The sequence below is a fragment of the Aeromonas sp. 602396 genome, from assembly GCF_049173735.1.
Taxonomy (GTDB): domain Bacteria; phylum Pseudomonadota; class Gammaproteobacteria; order Enterobacterales; family Aeromonadaceae; genus Aeromonas; species Aeromonas veronii_A.
Genome location: NZ_JAAKSD010000016.1, coordinates 1 through 14,971 on the forward strand (window position 1 = coordinate 1; position 14,971 = coordinate 14,971).

The 14,971-nt window shown below is 60.6% G+C and carries 14 protein-coding genes; 6 read left to right on the forward strand and 8 right to left on the reverse strand.

Features of this window, described 5'->3' with window-relative positions:
• Positions 1–325: 325 nt before the first annotated feature.
• The 6 genes from G5229_RS17175 to G5229_RS17200 are packed head-to-tail and all read right to left on the reverse strand — an operon-like array spanning position 326 to position 5,153.
• Positions 326–1,504 (reverse strand): hypothetical protein, encoded by a 1,179-nt coding sequence (locus G5229_RS17175; protein WP_421209779.1) that lies wholly within the window; start codon positions 1,502–1,504, stop codon positions 326–328.
• Between the two features lie 2 nt (positions 1,505–1,506).
• Positions 1,507–2,169 carry a TonB family protein gene (locus G5229_RS17180; protein ID WP_421206842.1) on the reverse strand — a complete coding sequence of 221 codons (663 nt, stop codon included), beginning with the start codon at positions 2,167–2,169 and terminating at the stop codon, positions 1,507–1,509.
• A complete protein-coding gene (locus tag G5229_RS17185) occupies positions 2,166–2,567 on the reverse strand; it encodes an ExbD/TolR family protein (RefSeq protein WP_005339369.1) in 402 nt (133 codons plus the stop codon). Before G5229_RS17185 ends, G5229_RS17180 begins: the two co-directional genes overlap by 4 nt.
• On the reverse strand, positions 2,564–3,094 hold the full coding sequence (locus G5229_RS17190) for a MotA/TolQ/ExbB proton channel family protein (RefSeq protein WP_005339367.1): 531 nt from the start codon (positions 3,092–3,094) through the stop codon (positions 2,564–2,566). Before G5229_RS17190 ends, G5229_RS17185 begins: the two co-directional genes overlap by 4 nt.
• A complete protein-coding gene (locus G5229_RS17195) occupies positions 3,091–4,395 on the reverse strand; it encodes a MotA/TolQ/ExbB proton channel family protein (protein ID WP_257691535.1) in 1,305 nt (434 codons plus the stop codon). Before G5229_RS17195 ends, G5229_RS17190 begins: the two co-directional genes overlap by 4 nt.
• Complete coding sequence (locus G5229_RS17200) at positions 4,392–5,153, reverse strand: DUF3450 domain-containing protein (RefSeq protein WP_216979813.1); 762 nt, start codon at positions 5,151–5,153, stop codon at positions 4,392–4,394. Before G5229_RS17200 ends, G5229_RS17195 begins: the two co-directional genes overlap by 4 nt.
• 210 nt (positions 5,154–5,363) lie before the next feature.
• On the opposite strand from G5229_RS17200, the gene G5229_RS17205 reads away from it, so the two are divergent.
• Complete coding sequence (locus tag G5229_RS17205) at positions 5,364–6,140, forward strand: helix-turn-helix transcriptional regulator (protein WP_216952456.1); 777 nt, start codon at positions 5,364–5,366, stop codon at positions 6,138–6,140.
• 59 nt (positions 6,141–6,199) lie between these two features.
• Here the strand turns inward: G5229_RS17205 and glmS are convergent, their stop codons facing one another.
• Positions 6,200–8,032: a glutamine--fructose-6-phosphate transaminase (isomerizing) gene (glmS, locus tag G5229_RS17210; RefSeq protein ID WP_005355853.1), complete on the reverse strand. Its 1,833-nt coding sequence runs from the start codon at positions 8,030–8,032 to the stop codon at positions 6,200–6,202.
• A 55-nt stretch (positions 8,033–8,087) separates the two neighbouring features.
• Positions 8,088–8,861, reverse strand: a complete 774-nt coding sequence (locus G5229_RS17215; protein ID WP_421209781.1) for a DeoR/GlpR family DNA-binding transcription regulator — start codon at positions 8,859–8,861, stop codon at positions 8,088–8,090.
• Between the two features lie 122 nt (positions 8,862–8,983).
• Between G5229_RS17215 and blrA the strand changes: the two genes are divergently transcribed.
• From blrA to G5229_RS17240, 5 genes are all read left to right on the forward strand, one after another.
• Positions 8,984–9,658 (forward strand): beta-lactam response regulator transcription factor BlrA, encoded by a 675-nt coding sequence (blrA, locus tag G5229_RS17220; RefSeq protein ID WP_157161682.1) that lies wholly within the window; start codon positions 8,984–8,986, stop codon positions 9,656–9,658.
• Positions 9,655–11,076: a beta-lactam sensor histidine kinase BlrB gene (gene blrB, locus G5229_RS17225; protein WP_421209783.1), complete on the forward strand. Its 1,422-nt coding sequence runs from the start codon at positions 9,655–9,657 to the stop codon at positions 11,074–11,076. Before blrA ends, blrB begins: the two co-directional genes overlap by 4 nt.
• Before the next feature lie 80 nt (positions 11,077–11,156).
• Positions 11,157–11,951: an OXA-12 family class D beta-lactamase gene (gene blaOXA, locus G5229_RS17230; RefSeq protein WP_421209785.1), complete on the forward strand. Its 795-nt coding sequence runs from the start codon at positions 11,157–11,159 to the stop codon at positions 11,949–11,951.
• Positions 11,952–12,071: 120 nt separating this feature from the next.
• Entirely contained in the window at positions 12,072–13,421 is a 1,350-nt protein-coding gene (gene creD, locus G5229_RS17235; protein ID WP_216952462.1) for a cell envelope integrity protein CreD, read from the forward strand.
• A 134-nt stretch (positions 13,422–13,555) separates the two neighbouring features.
• Complete coding sequence (locus G5229_RS17240) at positions 13,556–14,953, forward strand: DUF4832 domain-containing protein (protein WP_421209788.1); 1,398 nt, start codon at positions 13,556–13,558, stop codon at positions 14,951–14,953.
• The last annotated feature ends 18 nt before the right edge of the window (positions 14,954–14,971 follow it).

Below are 14,971 nucleotides of genomic sequence, written 5' to 3' on the forward strand. Positions count from 1 at the left end.
ATTGAAAATCAAAAATTGTTTTTGATGTTCGATGCTGTGAGTGCCCACACAGATTGCTTGATTCAAATTGTTAAAGAACGTCACGCTTGTCGCGTTGAGGAGGCGCATATTACGCTTCTCACCTCGAAAGTCAAGCAGTTGTTTTCGCTTTTCTTTCGGCGCCCACTTCGCTAGGAAGCTGGCTCATCAGTCCGGCGTGTTCCGCCGTGCTGGTAGGGGCGCATTATAGGGAGCCGCGCCGGGATGACAAGGGCTTTTTGCAAAAATGCGTTCTTTTGCTGAAAAAGCGAACTGAACACCCCAAAACAGCCCATTGGCACCTCTTTTACGCTGCTTTTTTGCTCAACTCTTCGCTTTGTGCCCGGATATAGTTGACCCAGCTGGTTGCCTTCTGCTGCCAGTTATCCTGCTGCTGCAGCTCTCGGGCCAGTTTCAGCGCCTGGGCATACTGCTCCTTATTAAGGTGTGCCTGCACCAGCAATGCTTTGGCACGATTGCCTTGCTCGCCTTTTACCGACTTGATGGCGGCGAGCTGGGTCATGGCGGCATCTGTCTTGCCCTGTTGCAGCAGCAGTTCGGCGGCGCGCATGGCAGCTTTGGGCTGACCATGTAGGCTGGCCAGCTGCTGCCAGCTATCAACTGCTTGTGACCACTCCCGGGCACCTTCCCACAATTGGGCCAGCAGTTGGCGGTTTTCAGCACTTTGCTTCATCTGTCCCTTGGCCATGGCCGCCTCCAGCAGACGGGCACCACGATAAGGCAGCCCTTGCCAGGCATAGAGGCGGATCAGCTGGTTGCGGGCTGACGCGTCATCCATCAGTTTTCTGTCGATGGCAGTCTGCAGCAGCGCCAACGCCTGATCCCCACGTTTGGCGGAGAGGTTGAGCGATACCGCCTGTTGCCACCACTTACTCTCTGTCGGCTCATGACGGATCAGCTCGGCCGCCTGATCGGCCGCCACGCCATAACGTTGCTGGGCGGTGAGGGCGGAGAGACGAATGATGGCGGCCTGTTTCTGCCAACCCTTCTTCAACAACTGTTCGCTCTGGCTGGCGGCGTCACCGTACTGTTTGTTGTGGTAATAGAGGCCAGCCAGACGCAGGCGCAGTGCATCGTCATGCTTGAGCGCCAGTGCCGCCTTGTAGCTGGCGATGGCACCAGACCAGTTGGATTGCTGGGCCTGAATATCGCCGCGCAGTCGCAGCAGCTGAAGCTGTTGTTGCTCGGGCCACTCTTTATAGGAAAGGGCCTGTTCGACGTAGCGGCTCGCTTGGGCGGTCTGTTGCAGATTGGCCGCCAGCGAGGCTTGCAACTGCGCCAGCCAGGCACGCTCGGCATCGCTATTTGGCTTGAGGCCGGATGCCTTGCTCTGGGCCTGTTGCCACTGACCAGACTGATAGAGCCTCATCACGGGTTCAAGCTGACGGGAGAAGTGAGGGCTGACCTCCATCGCCAGACAGGCTTGGCCAACCAGGGCCAGCAGACAGATCCAGATCCGCAACATAGTTATGACTCCAGTTTGAATTTGAGCGTGATGACTTGCACCAGCTTGTCGGTGGCGCCCGGTCTCGGCTGATAGCGCCACTTGTTGATCGCCTGAATGGCCGCCCGCTCGAACTGACGCTTGGGCTTGGCCTCGACCACTTCCACATCCTGCACGCCACCTTCGGCATTCACGCTAAAGCGCAGGGTGACGAATCCTTCGATCCCTGACTGCTGGGCACGATAGGGGTAGACCGGCTCGATCCGTTGCAGCGGCATCAGCATGTCACCTGCGCCGATACCCGCTCCCTGCTGCTGGCCGTGGTAGTTGCCACTCAATACCGGTGCGGTACTGGTCGCCACTCCGGGGGCATAGACCTGCACCGCGCTGAGGCTTGAAACCAGATCCAGACTCGGCTCAACGGCCGCCAAGGGGGCCGCGGCAGGCATCGGCAGCGGTGTCGAGGCCAATGCCGCGGGAGGCTCTGGCAGAGGCTCGGGCTCCTGCGGCACTGGACGCTCGCGTACCTGCACCTCGGTCACCTCGTTCTGCATATTGATGACGATGGGCTTCTGTTCGCTCGCCACCTTCTCGCCCCGGAGCGGTTCAACCAGCGTGGCCATAAACAGCAGGATGCCCAGACTGAGGGCAATCCCCAGCCCCAGGCTCATCAGCTTGTATTTCATTTCGGCGCCACCGCCACGGCGATATTGGCGATACCCGCCGCCTTGGCCTCATCCATCACCCGCACCACCTTGCCATGGGGTACCCGCTCGTCGGCCTGGATCACCAGGCTGGCATCGGGCTGCTCCGCCAGCAGACGGGCGATGGTGGCCTGTACCCGCTCCACATCGATCTGCTTGCGGTCGAGGAAGATCTGACCCTGAGCCCCGATCGCCAGCATGATGCTGGAGGATTTCTGCGCCTTGGCCTGACTGGCCTGGGGTCTGTGCACCTCGAGCCCGGCTTCGCGCACGAAGGAGGTGGTGACAATAAAGAAGATCAGCATGATGAACACGATATCCAGCATGGGAGTCATGTCGATCTGCACTTCGTCACGCTGGCGTTTGGATTGCCGTCTCATTGCATTACCTTCTCTTCTCGCAGGCCGTCCCGGGTCTTGGCCAGCGCACGCTTGGCCTGACTCTCGAGCCGACTGAGTAACAACACGCCGGAGAGCGCCACCACCATGCCCGCCATGGTGGGGATAGTGGCGCGGGAGATCCCGCCCGCCATGCTCTCCGGGTTAAAGCGGTTGGCCGCAGCCAACGCATCGAATACGCCGATCATGCCGGTCACTGTGCCCAGCAACCCCAGCATGGGACAGAGCACCACCAGGGTGCGGATGAAGATCAGATGACGGTTCAGTTCCAGCTCTGCCTGCGCCAGCCAGCGGCTGCGGATCGCCCGGGCGTGCCAACTGTGGCGCTCGCTGCGGGCCTGCCAGCGGCCGAGCAGCTGTTGCTGCAAGGGGCCAAAACCCAGATTGAGGTAGAGCAGCCGCTCGATCATCAAAATCCACATCAGCACTAGCAGGGCCAGAATGACCCAGAGCACAGGGCCGCCACGGCCCATGAAACTCTGCAGCTGTTGCCAGATGTCGAGCATCATGCTGCTCGCTCCATCCCGCCATTATTGCTCTCGGCGCGCTCAGCCAGAATGCCGGCTACTTGCTGCTCCAGCACATTGGAGAGCTCGGTGAAGCGCGATTGCAGCAGGCTGTGGGCCAGGATCAGCGGAATGGCCGCAACCAGACCCTGTACCGTGGTGACCAGCGCCATGGAGATGCCGCCCGCCATGATCTTGGGATCGCCGGTACCAAACTGGGTGATGGCCTGGAAGGTGCCGATCATCCCGGTTACGGTACCGAGCAGACCCAGCATGGGGGCGATGGCCGCGATTACCTTGACCATGCCGATACCGCGCTCCATACGAGGAGTCTCCTGCAGGATCGCCTCATCAAGACGCAGCTCGAGGGTCTCCATGCTCAGCTCGGGGTGTTTGTCTGCTACCGTCAGCACCCGGCCGAGGGCGTTGTCGGCGTGATACTCGCCGCTCTTGAGCTGGCGGCGCACCAGAGTAAGTTCGCGGGAGAGACTCCACAGCCGTACCGCAGCAATTCCCAAACCGATAGCGGCCAGCAGCACGATAATGGCGCCGACCTGACCACCTTGCTGTACCTGCTGCCAGAAGGTGGGTGCCTGTGCCAGCATCGCCAGCAGAGTGCCATGAGAAGGATCCAGCGGCAGCGCTTCCCCTTCCTGACCCTGATAAGCCGCAACGGCAGAGAGCACACTACCGGGCAGACCCAGTACCGGGCTCAAGCCTTCGGCGGTCGGTTGCAGGAAGCCTTCGCTCCCCAGCAGGGCAAAACTGCCAACCCGGGTCAGCGACTGCTCGCTGGCAGCCCCCTGGGCATCGAGCACCTTGCCGTTGAACTGGGCAATCCGGCCAGATTCGCGGATCTCCTGCAGCAGCGTGGCGGGCAGCAGGGCGAGAGCGGCACGATCCGGCACCTGTTTATCCTGTGCCATGGCTTTCAGCGGGGCGAGACGCTCCGGGTACTGGCCCTCGACGGCGGATTCGCTCAGCAGCTTGACCGCATCGCTGGCGCCCTGACGGGTGACCGCGAAGATCTCGTTCATGTCGCCGGAGGCTTGCTCCCACTGGGCGTTAAGCTCGACCAGCTGCTTCTCGTTGCTGGCGAACTTGCCAGCCAGCTCCTTGCTCAGGCGCTGGGCCTCGGCCAGTCTGGCACGGGCAGTGCCGAGCTCCTTGGCAACGGTCGCCAGATCTTGCTGAGCCTGCTGTTCACGAGCCTGTTCCTGCTGCTGCCACTCATCGGCGACAGCGGCGTTGGTACCGCAGAAGAGGGCAATAAGGAGGGGGAACCACTTCATGGTGACTCTCATGATTGGGCCTCCTGACTGCGGCTGACAGAGAGGGGGACATTGAGCAACTGGGGAACTTTCTTGTCGGCGGCCACATCCATTGCCTCGGCGATAGGGGAGAGCCACTGGCTATCGAGGGCTTGCCACTGCTTCGCCTCGGCAGACCAGCGCCATGCCTGACTGCGATCGGCCGTCATTGCCAGCAGGGAGACCCGACCCAGCGCCAGCACATCGACCCGACGAGGAGCACCATCCAGCTCCAGCTCGGCGGAATAGCTGTCCATCCGGCTGCCGTACTCGGCTTCGATCTGATAGGCCTGCAGCAGCTGACGGAATTTCTCTGCCTCGCTAACGTCTGCGCGGGCCAGGGTCGCTTTCAACTGTTCAACCCGCGCCAAACGATCTTCCTTGCGCAGCGGGATGTCGTTTTGCACCAGCAGTTCCAGATCTGCCTGCATCTGCAACATCAGCGGGATCAAGCCCTGACGGGTCTCTTGCACCGCTTCCAGCTGCTGACTCAATTTACCCAGCTCATTTTGCTGATCGGCCACCAGAGATTGCATGTAGCGGTTGTAGGCTTCGAGGTCGCGCAGTTGCAGCTGGGCATTTTGCAGCTCCAGTCGTGCGGCAACGGCGGCATCGGCGGCTTTTTCCACCCGCTGCTGGGAGGCTTTCCCGGCAGCTATGCTGTTCTTGAGGGCGGGAGCAACCAGCTCATCCCCGATGGCAGCAAAGTGGACTGACAGTGGCAGCAGGGCCACACCCCATAATTTGTTCATTGAAATACATCTTACTAATGATAACTATTATCATTATCTCAAATGCGGGGCGGACTGGCAACGAGAGGATTTTCTTGGCCTTTATGCACAAAAACAGGATAATTTTTAGACACGCACGGAATAAGTGGCGCCAATAGCCACCGCACAAATATAAATAACGAGAAAAAATCTTTTCGATCAGTGTGATAGAGATCGAAAAAGGAGAAAGTCATGCTCAACGATGCGATCTGGGAACATATCGACAAGTTCACCAAGGCAACAAAAACCAGCGATATCCAGCAACAACTGGAACGCTTCAGTCATCAAATGGGCTTTGATTACTTCCGGCTGTTGATTATTTTCCCCATCAGCATGCAGAAATCCCACGTGGCACTGTTCAACAACTGTCCGACCAGCTGGTTTGACGCCTACAGCGAAAACCAGTATCTGACCCAGGATCCGGTGGTCTATCTGGGGCTGAAACAGACCCAGCCTATCTTCTGGAACAAACTCGACTGCGACTCGCCCTGGCTACCCAGCGCCAGCCGCGACGTGATGAACCTGGCTGCCGATTTCGGGGTGCGCAACGGCGTATCCTTCCCGCTCCACACCCCGCAGGGGGAGCACGGTATCCTCTCATTCATCACCAAGGAGAAGTCCAACTCTGATCTGATGTTTGAAAACGTTCCCTTGCTGTCATTCTGCGCCAGCTACATCTTCAACTCCGCGCTGCAACTGATCAAAAGCCGGCCTGACCTGATGAAGTACCTGACCGAACTGTCGGATCGGGAGAAGGAGTGCCTGTTCTGGGCAAGCGAGGGCAAGACCTCCTGGGAGATCGCCACCATCCTCGGCATCAGTGAGCGGACGGTCAACTTTCACCTGACCCAGGTGACCAACAAGACCGACTCGAAGAACCGCAGTCAAGCCATCGCCAAAGGGATCACCAGCGGCATCATTGTGCCCTCCCTCGACGAGGTCACCATCACCAACCTGCGGCTGTCGTAACCCCTCAGCCGAAACAAAAAGAGCCGCAATTGCGGCTCTTTATCATTTAAGAAAGTGACTTACTCGACGGTCACCGATTTTGCCAGGTTGCGCGGCTGGTCGACGTCGGTGCCCTTGATCAGGGCAACGTGATAGGAGAGCAGCTGCAGCGGCACGGTATAGACAATGGGGGCGATCACCTCTTCCACATGGTTGAGGTTCATGACCCGCATGGTCTCGTCGCTCTTGAAGCCGGTATCGGCATCGGCGAACACGTAGAGGATACCGCCACGGGCGCGCACCTCTTCCACGTTGGACTTGAGCTTCTCCAGCAGATCGTTGTTCGGCGCCACCACAATAATGGGCATTTCGGCATCGATCAGCGCCAGCGGGCCGTGCTTCAGTTCGCCAGCGGCGTAAGCTTCGGCGTGGATGTAGGAGATCTCTTTGAGCTTGAGCGCCCCCTCCATGGCGATGGGGTACTGGCTGCCACGGCCGAGGAACAGGCTGTGCTGCTTGTCGGCAAACTCTTCGGCCAGGGTTTCGATATCCTTGGCCAGTGCCAGGCTCTCTTTAATACGCAGCGGCAGGGCTTGCAGCGCCTTGACCAGTTCGGCTTCGGCGGCGGCGCTCAGGTGGCCACGGCAGTGACCGACCGAGGCCACCAGCATCAACAGGCCAGCCAGCTGGGTGGTGAACGCCTTGGTGGAGGCCACTCCAATTTCTGCCCCCGCGCGAGTCATAAAGGCCAGATCCGATTCACGCACCAGCGAGGAGCCCGGCACGTTGCAGATAGCCAGCGAGCTCATGTAGCCGGATTCCTTGGCCAGACGCAGCGCCGCCAGGGTATCGGCAGTCTCGCCACTCTGGGAGAGGGTCACCAGCAGGCTGTTGGGGCGCACTACCGATTTGCGATAGCGGAACTCGGAGGCGATCTCCACATCGCAGGAGACGCCAGCGATCTCTTCGAACCAGTAGCGAGCCACCATGCCGGAGTGATAGGAGGTGCCGCAGGCGACGATCTGCACGTGCTCGACCTTGTCAAAGATGGCGCGAGCGCCGTTGCCGAACGATTCGACCACCACGTGATCGCTGCCCAGACGCCCTTCCAGGGTGTTGGTGATCGCTTTGGGTTGCTCGTGGATCTCTTTGAGCATGTAATGACGGTATTCGCCCTTGTCACCGGCATCGTGGGAGAGTTCGGACTCCTGCTCTTCACGCACCACGGCGTTACCGTTGGTATCGAAGATATGCACATCGCGACGGGTCACTTCGGCCACATCACCCTCTTCCAGGAAGATGAAGCGACGGGTCACCGGCAGCAGCGCCATCTGGTCGGAGGCGATAAAGTTCTCGCCGATACCGCGGCCGATCACCAGCGGTGAACCGGAACGGGCCACCACCACGCGGCTGTCGTCGCGGCTGTCCATCACCACGGTACCGTAGGCACCGCGCAGCTGCTTCACCGCAGTCTGCATGGCGGCCAGCAGGCTGCCGGCGCTCTTCAGCTCGTGATGGACCAGATGGGCAATCACCTCGGTATCGGTGTCGGAGCTGAACACATAACCCAGCGCCTTCAATTCTTCCCGCAGCTCTTCGTGGTTCTCGATGATGCCGTTGTGCACCACCACGATATGCTCGGAGACGTGGGGATGGGCATTGCGCTCGGAAGGCTCGCCGTGAGTGGCCCAGCGGGTATGGGCGATGCCGGTACCACCATGGACGGACTGCTCGTCGAGCGCCTTGGCCAGCTCGGCCACCTTGCCCAGACGGCGAACCCGCTGCAACGGCTGGTTGGCGCTGAACACGGCCACACCGGCTGAGTCATAACCGCGGTACTCCAGACGGCGCAGGCCCTCTACCAGAATTTCAGCCACATCACGTTGGGCAACAGCCCCGACGATGCCACACATACACTTCTCCTTGAGATGCAAATCGTAAAGTCAGTTGGATGGTTCAGAGCTCGTGTCAGCAAGTGACCGGGGCGCAGATAAGCGTCACCCCCTGGGCTTGAATCTGTTCTCTGGCCTCGCTGGCCAGCCCCTCGTCGGTCACCAGGGTATGGATGCTCGACCAGGGAAGTTCGAGATTGGGGATCTTGCGGCCGATCTTTTCCGATTCGACCATCACAATGACCTCCCGCGATACCTCGGCCATGACCCGCGACAGGCCCACCAGCTCGTTGAAGGTGGTGGTGCCACGCTCCGGGTCGATGCCGTCGGCACCGATAAAGAGCTGGTCGAAGTCGTAGGAGCGCAACACCTGTTCCGCCACCTGCCCCTGGAAGGATTCGGAGTGAGGGTCCCAAGTGCCACCGGTCATTAACAGGGTAGGCTCATTTTCCAGCTCGCGCAGGGCACCGGCCACATTGAGGGAGTTGGTCATCACTATGAGGCCGCGCTTGTTGCCCAGCATGGGGATCATGGCGCTGGTGGTGCTGCCGCTGTCGATGATGACGCGGTTGTGATCACGCAGCCGCTCGGCCGCCGAACGGGCAATAGCTAACTTTCGGTTCGAAACTTGTTCAGGGTTGACCTCGACCACCATCTCGTTTGGCAAGGGAACGGCACCACCGTAACGGCGCAGCAGCAGACCGCCGGTCTCCAGTACCGCCAGATCTTTACGGATGGTCACTTCGGAGGTAGAAAAGTGTTTGGCAAGGGCGTCGACGCTCACTTCACCCTGCTCTTGTACCAGGGTCACTATGGTGTGGCGGCGTTGTTGAGTATTACGTTTGGTCATTTTTAAGTTTCGATTCGAAAGAACATCGAAATATTAGCCCCTTTTTCGGAAAAATAAAACAGCAAATAGGATCCGATTTGGTTCGATGCCAGAATGGGGTGCCAATTTGCGACGAGGATGCCATGCAAAAGAGAGTCATCTGGCTGGTGGAGGATGAGGCCAGCATCGCCGACACCCTGATTTACGCCCTGCAGACCGACGGGTTCGAGGTGGAGTGGTTCATGCTGGGCCAGCAGTTGCTGACACGACTGGAACAGACGCGACCCGACTTCCTGATCCTCGATGTGGGGCTGCCCGACATCAGCGGCTTCGAACTCTGCAAGCAGGTGAGGGCGCTGACCGATATCCCCCTGATGTTCCTCACCGCCCGCAGCGAGGAGATAGACCGACTGATCGGGCTGGAGATCGGTGCCGACGACTATGTGGCCAAACCCTTCTCGCCACGGGAAGTGTGTGCCAGGGTGCGGGTCATCCTGCGCCGCAGCCAGCCGGTCGCCCCCCAGCCCAGCACCCTGCTGGTACTGGATGAGCAGCGGGCCCGCATTCACTTTCGCGGCCAACCGCTGGCCCTCACCCGCTACGAATATCTACTGCTCAAGACCCTGATGCAGGCGCCGGGGCGGGTCTACTCCCGCCAGCAGCTGATGGATCTGGTGTGGCAGGATGCGGAGGAGAGTCTTGATCGCACCGTCGATACCCACATCAAGACCATCCGCGCCAAGCTGCGCGAACATGATCCAGAAGCCAACCTGATCCTCACCCACCGCGGGCTGGGCTACAGCCTGGAGCTGGCATGAGACTCGGGTTGCAACTGCTGTGCGGCCTGCTGCTGATCTTCGCGCTGGCCGCCTGGTTTGTACTGGAGATCTTCGTCGAGGAGATAAAACCCGGGGTGCGCAGCGCCACCGAGGATACTCTGGTCGACATGACCCAGCTGCTGGCGCCGCTCGCGCTCGATGACCTGCAAGAGGGCAATATGATGAACGGGCGGTTGGCCAGCGCCTTCGCCCGCCTCAACCAGAATCCCATCAATGCGATGATCGACGGCCACCTCAAGCAGCAGGCGGAGTACCGCATCTATGTGACGGATCGGCAGGGGATGGTGATTTACGACTCCGACGGCACGGATCTGGGCAAGGATTATTCCCGCTGGAACGATGTCTACCGCACTCTGCGTGGCCAGTATGGCGCCCGCAGCACCCGCACCGATCCCGACGATGCCGCCAGCTCGACCATGTATGTGGCTGCACCGCTGCGGGAAGGGGCCGAGATCATCGGCTCCCTCACCGTCGCCAAACCCAACCGCACCCTGATGCCAGCCATCGAGCGGGGGGAACAGGAGCTGCTGCGGGCCGGCGGCCAGATGCTGCTCATCTCGCTGCTGATCGGCAGCCTGCTGGTGTGGTGGCTCAACCGCGCCATCGGCAAGCTGGTGCACTATGCCGACTCGGTCAGCAAGGGGGAGGCGGCACCGCTGCCGCAGTTGCACACCGTCGAGCTGGATCGGCTCGGCCGCTCGCTGGAAACCATGCGCCACCAGCTCGATGGCAAAAGCTACATCGAAGCCTATGTGCACAGCCTGACCCACGAGCTGAAGAGCCCGCTGGCGGCCATTCGCGGGGCAGGGGAGATTTTGGCCGAAACGCCACCCCCCGAAGTTGCCAAACGGTTTATCGGCAACATCAATCTGGAAACCGCGCGCATGCAGCAGCTGATCGAGCGAATGCTGCAACTGGCGCGGCTGGAGTCGGGGCAGGGGCTGGATCGCCAGTCGGTGGAGCCAGCGAAACTGGGCAAGCGCACCCTCGATGCTCGCCAGATCATCGCCCAGCGCCGTCAGGTCGAGTTGGTGGCCGAGCTGGCCAGCGCGCCGAAACAGAAGTGGGATCCGCTGCTGGTGGAGCAGGCCATCGGCAACCTGCTGGATAACGCTATCGACTTCTCTCCCGCCAACAGGCAGGTCACCCTGAGCGGCAGCCAGCAGGAGGAGGGCTACTGTTTTCGGGTTACCGACTGCGGCCCCGGCATTCCCGACTACGCATTGCCGCGCATTTTCGAGCGCTTCTACTCCCTGCCACGACCGGACAAGGGCAAGAGCAGTGGTCTGGGGCTTAGCTTCACCCATGAGGTAGCCCACCAGCATGGCGGCCGTCTGACCCTGAGCAACCGGCCGGAAGGAGGCGCGCTGGCGGAACTCTGGCTGCCATTCGCCTAGTCCCCCCGCAACTTCACATTCCCCACACAAAGCGGCATTAGACTGCCGCTTTCTCTCATCCATTTGCTCAAGGAAATGCTATGTCCCGCCTGCTTCTCTCCAGCCTGCTGGCTGCCGGTCTGCTCGCAGACCTGCCTGCCTCCGCCGCCAGCGGCTGCTTTCTCTATGCCGACGGCAACGGCCAGACCCTCTCCAGCGAAGGGGACTGCTCCAGCCAGCTGCCGCCCGCGTCCACCTTCAAGATCCCGCTGGCGCTGATGGGTTACGACAGTGGCTATCTGGTGGATGAAGAGCATCCGGCGCTGCCCTACAAACCGAGCTATGACGGCTGGCTGCCCGCCTGGCGTGAAACCACCACCCCGCGCCGCTGGGAAACCTACTCGGTGGTCTGGTTTTCCCAGCAGCTCACCGAATGGCTGGGGATGGAGCGCTTCCAGCAATATGTCGACCGCTTCGACTACGGCAACCGGGATCTCTCCGGTAATCCGGGCAAACATGACGGCCTGACCCAGGCCTGGCTCAGCTCCAGCCTCGCCATCAGTCCGGAGGAGCAGGCCCGCTTCCTCGGCAAGATGCTGAGCGGCAAGCTTCCGGTCTCGGCGCAGACCCTGCAGTACACCGCCAATATCCTCAAGGTGAGCGAGATCGACGGCTGGCAGATCCACGGCAAGACCGGCATGGGCTACCCGAAGAAGCTGGATGGCAGCCTCAACCGCGATCAGCAGATCGGCTGGTTCGTCGGCTGGGCCAGCAAACCGGGCAAACAGCTGATCTTTGTCCATACCGTGGTGCAAAAGCCCGGCAAGCAGTTCGCCTCGCTCAAGGCGAAAGAAGAGGTGCTGGCCGCATTGCCCGGGAAGCTGAAGACCCTGTAATTCCTCCAGAAACCGGCGCAATGCCGGTTTTTTTATCCCCCTTCACCACCACTTCACACAGACCCATCACCACTTCACACCGGACTGACAGACTCACTCCATCCAACAAGGAGACGTGTCATGGTCAAACAGATATTCACCCACAAGATCTTTCTGCTGCTGTTGCTCAGCCTGCTGCTGATGGTACCGGTGCAATCCATCATGGAGCTGAACCGGGAGCGGCAGATTTACCGCAATCAGGCTATCCAGAGCATCATGGCCAGCAGCAGTGGCCCGCAACGGCTGATGGGGCCGGTTATCGTGCAGCCCTATACCCGTTCGGTGACGGTCGAGCAGGATGGCAAGCGCTTCGTCCGTCAGGAGCAGACCTATCGCTACCTGCTGCCGGAACAGCTGGACGTGCAGGCCATCATGGAGGTGACCCCGCGCAAGCTCGGCATCTATCAGGCGCAGGTCTATCAGACCCGGCTCTCCCTCTCCGGCCGTTTGCCGACAGCAGCTCAACTACAAGAGAGCGCGCCGCTCGCCGGGGATGATGAGCTGGTGGCAGGCAAACCCTACCTGAGTCTGGTACTCTCCGATGCCCGCGGTATCAACAGCGTCCCCGAACTGCAACTCGGCACACAGCGGATCCCGTTTGCCCCCGGCGCCCGCCTCGGTGATGCGCTCGCGGGTATCCATGCCCCGATCGACAGCCTGCCGCAGCAGGATGGCACCTTCCATCTGGAGCTCAATCTACAGGGGATGAACGCCCTCGACATAGTCCCGCTGGGCAAGGAGAGCACCCTGCAGCTGGCGGGCAACTGGCCCCACCCCAACTTTATCGGCGACTTTCTGCCGGGCAGTCGCACCCTGAGCCCACAAGGGTTTGAGGCCAACTGGCAAACCAGCTGGTTCGCCAGCGACATGGAGACCCGCTTCAACCGGATGATGAACGGGGGCGATAGCAATCTCTCCACCTTCAGCGTCAGTCTGGTGCAGCCGGTGGATCACTATCAGCTCAACGAACGGGCGGCCAAATATGCCCTGCTCTTCATCGGCCTCACCTTTATCAGCTTCTTTATGTTCGAGCTGCTCAAGGGGCTGAGGGTTCACCCGATCCAGTACGCGCTGGTAGGCATGGGGCTGGCTATCTTCTATCTGGTGCTGCTGGCCCTGACCGAGCACCTCGGCTTTGGCTGGGCCTATCTGGTGGCCGCGCTGGCCAGCGTGCTGCTCAACGGCTTCTACCTCAGTCATGTGCTGAGTGGCCCGAAGCAGGGGATCGGCTTCGCAGCGCTGCTCGGGCTGGTCTATGCCATCCTCTACAGCCTGCTGCAGGCCGAAGAGATCGCCCTGCTGCTCGGCGCCCTGCTGCTGTTCGCCACCCTGGCGCTGATCATGATGCTGACCCGCAAGCTCGACTGGTATCAGGTGATGGGGCAACAGAGTGTCGAGTCCCGCCCAGCCGGACATGACAATGACGACTGAGGGCACAACCTCCGTCAATCTCTGACCTAGACAACAAAGGCTTCAGTCGGTTCTTCTCGAAAAAAGCGGAACCGGCTGGGCCTTTGTCCGCCAATTTCCTAGCATGCAACCATGTTCCACAGGCGGACGATCACATGAAAATGCATCCGGGCAGGATCCTGCTCTATTCCGGCTTGCTATGGGCTCAGGGAGCTCTGGCCGGTACCCTCACCATTCATCCCGAACCGGTCGAAGACCTCTTGCACAATCCCGGCGTCGGTATCGAAGAGTTTCACAACAGCTGGGGTCATCCCCTCTCTCTGGCCGAACATCCGGTCAGCACGGTCGACTACTTCCGTTTCTACTGGAGCGAGCTGGAGCCACGGGAGGGCGAATACAACTTTGCCCTGATCGACAGGGCCATCGATCAGGCACAGCACGCCACCCCGAAACAGTCGATTGCCCTCAGGGTCATGACCCTTGATGAGCCCTTCTCTGGCAGCAAGATCCCGGAGTGGCTCATCAACAAGGGGATTCGGGGAGAGTGGGTGAACAACCACCAGACCTTTGTGCCCGACTACAGCGACCCGCAGTTCCTCGCCCTGGCCACCCGGCTGTTTCAGGCGCTGGGCGCTCATTACGATGGCAACCCGGCGCTGAGTCATGTCGACATCGGCATGATAGGTTCATGGGGAGAGTGGCACATGAGCAACTTCCCCGGCCCGACGCTGGAGCAGCGCTACAGCAGCGAGCAGCTCAAACCCTATGTTGATCTGCAGATGGCAGCTTTTCCGCGAACCCCCAAGCTGATGCTGATCAACAACCTGCCCATGTTCGAGTATGCCGTGGGCAAGGGAGCTGGCTGGCGGGCAGACTGCCTCGGCGACTGGCACCACTTCTCCCAAAACTGGAGCCACATGCGCAATGCCTACCCGGAACGACTGGCGAGCGCCCGCGCTGATGTGGCGAACTTCGATTCCAGCTGGCAGCGGGCGCCGGTCAGTTTCGAGGTGTGCGGCAAGCTGAGCGAGTGGCCAGGCCAGCAGCAGTACACCATGGAGGAGGTCAAGGCCACCTTTGACTGGGCGCTGGCCCAACACGCCTCCACCATCAATCTCAAGTCGGATCCGGTTCCGCCCCAATATCGACCCATCGTCGACAATGCTCTGCGCAAGATGGGCTATCGCATCGTGCTGGACCAGCTGACCCTCAAGGGAACCATGAAGCCGGGGGCTACCCTTACCCTCAACGGCGACTGGCACAACGACGGGGTAGCGCCGGCCTATCGCAACTGGCCGCTCACCTACCGGCTGGTCAACGAGGAAGGCCAGGTCGGCGCCATGCTGGTGACCCGCAACGACATGACCCGCTGGATCCCGGGCAGCAAGGCTACCACTCGCGACAGCCTGACCCTGCCGGGCCGGATGGCACGCGGTCACTACTATCTGGAGCTGGCCTTCATCGGTCAGGACAAGCAGCCCGCTTTGCAGCTCGGCATTGCCGGTCTGGAAGAGAGTGGCTGGTATCGTCTGGCCGGGATAGACATCCAGTAACGCAAGAGGGCTCCCGCA

Bases quoted from the DNA above. Each gene is read 5' to 3' on its own strand.
- G5229_RS17205 (WP_216952456.1), top strand. From the start codon at position 5,364: ATGCTCAACGATGCGATCTGGGAACATATCGACAAGTTCACCAAGGCA.
- G5229_RS17240 (WP_421209788.1), top strand. From the start codon at position 13,556: ATGAAAATGCATCCGGGCAGGATCCTGCTCTATTCCGGCTTGCTATGG.
- creD (WP_216952462.1), top strand. From the start codon at position 12,072: ATGGTCAAACAGATATTCACCCACAAGATCTTTCTGCTGCTGTTGCTC.
- G5229_RS17175 (WP_421209779.1), bottom strand. From the start codon at position 1,504: ATGTTGCGGATCTGGATCTGTCTGCTGGCCCTGGTTGGCCAAGCCTGT.
- G5229_RS17195 (WP_257691535.1), bottom strand. From the start codon at position 4,395: ATGAGAGTCACCATGAAGTGGTTCCCCCTCCTTATTGCCCTCTTCTGC.
- blaOXA (WP_421209785.1), top strand. From the start codon at position 11,157: ATGTCCCGCCTGCTTCTCTCCAGCCTGCTGGCTGCCGGTCTGCTCGCA.
- blrA (WP_157161682.1), top strand. From the start codon at position 8,984: ATGCAAAAGAGAGTCATCTGGCTGGTGGAGGATGAGGCCAGCATCGCC.
- G5229_RS17180 (WP_421206842.1), bottom strand. From the start codon at position 2,169: ATGAAATACAAGCTGATGAGCCTGGGGCTGGGGATTGCCCTCAGTCTG.
- G5229_RS17190 (WP_005339367.1), bottom strand. From the start codon at position 3,094: ATGATGCTCGACATCTGGCAACAGCTGCAGAGTTTCATGGGCCGTGGC.
- glmS (WP_005355853.1), bottom strand. From the start codon at position 8,032: ATGTGTGGCATCGTCGGGGCTGTTGCCCAACGTGATGTGGCTGAAATT.
- G5229_RS17200 (WP_216979813.1), bottom strand. From the start codon at position 5,153: ATGAACAAATTATGGGGTGTGGCCCTGCTGCCACTGTCAGTCCACTTT.
- blrB (WP_421209783.1), top strand. From the start codon at position 9,655: ATGAGACTCGGGTTGCAACTGCTGTGCGGCCTGCTGCTGATCTTCGCG.
- G5229_RS17215 (WP_421209781.1), bottom strand. From the start codon at position 8,861: ATGACCAAACGTAATACTCAACAACGCCGCCACACCATAGTGACCCTG.
- G5229_RS17185 (WP_005339369.1), bottom strand. From the start codon at position 2,567: ATGAGACGGCAATCCAAACGCCAGCGTGACGAAGTGCAGATCGACATG.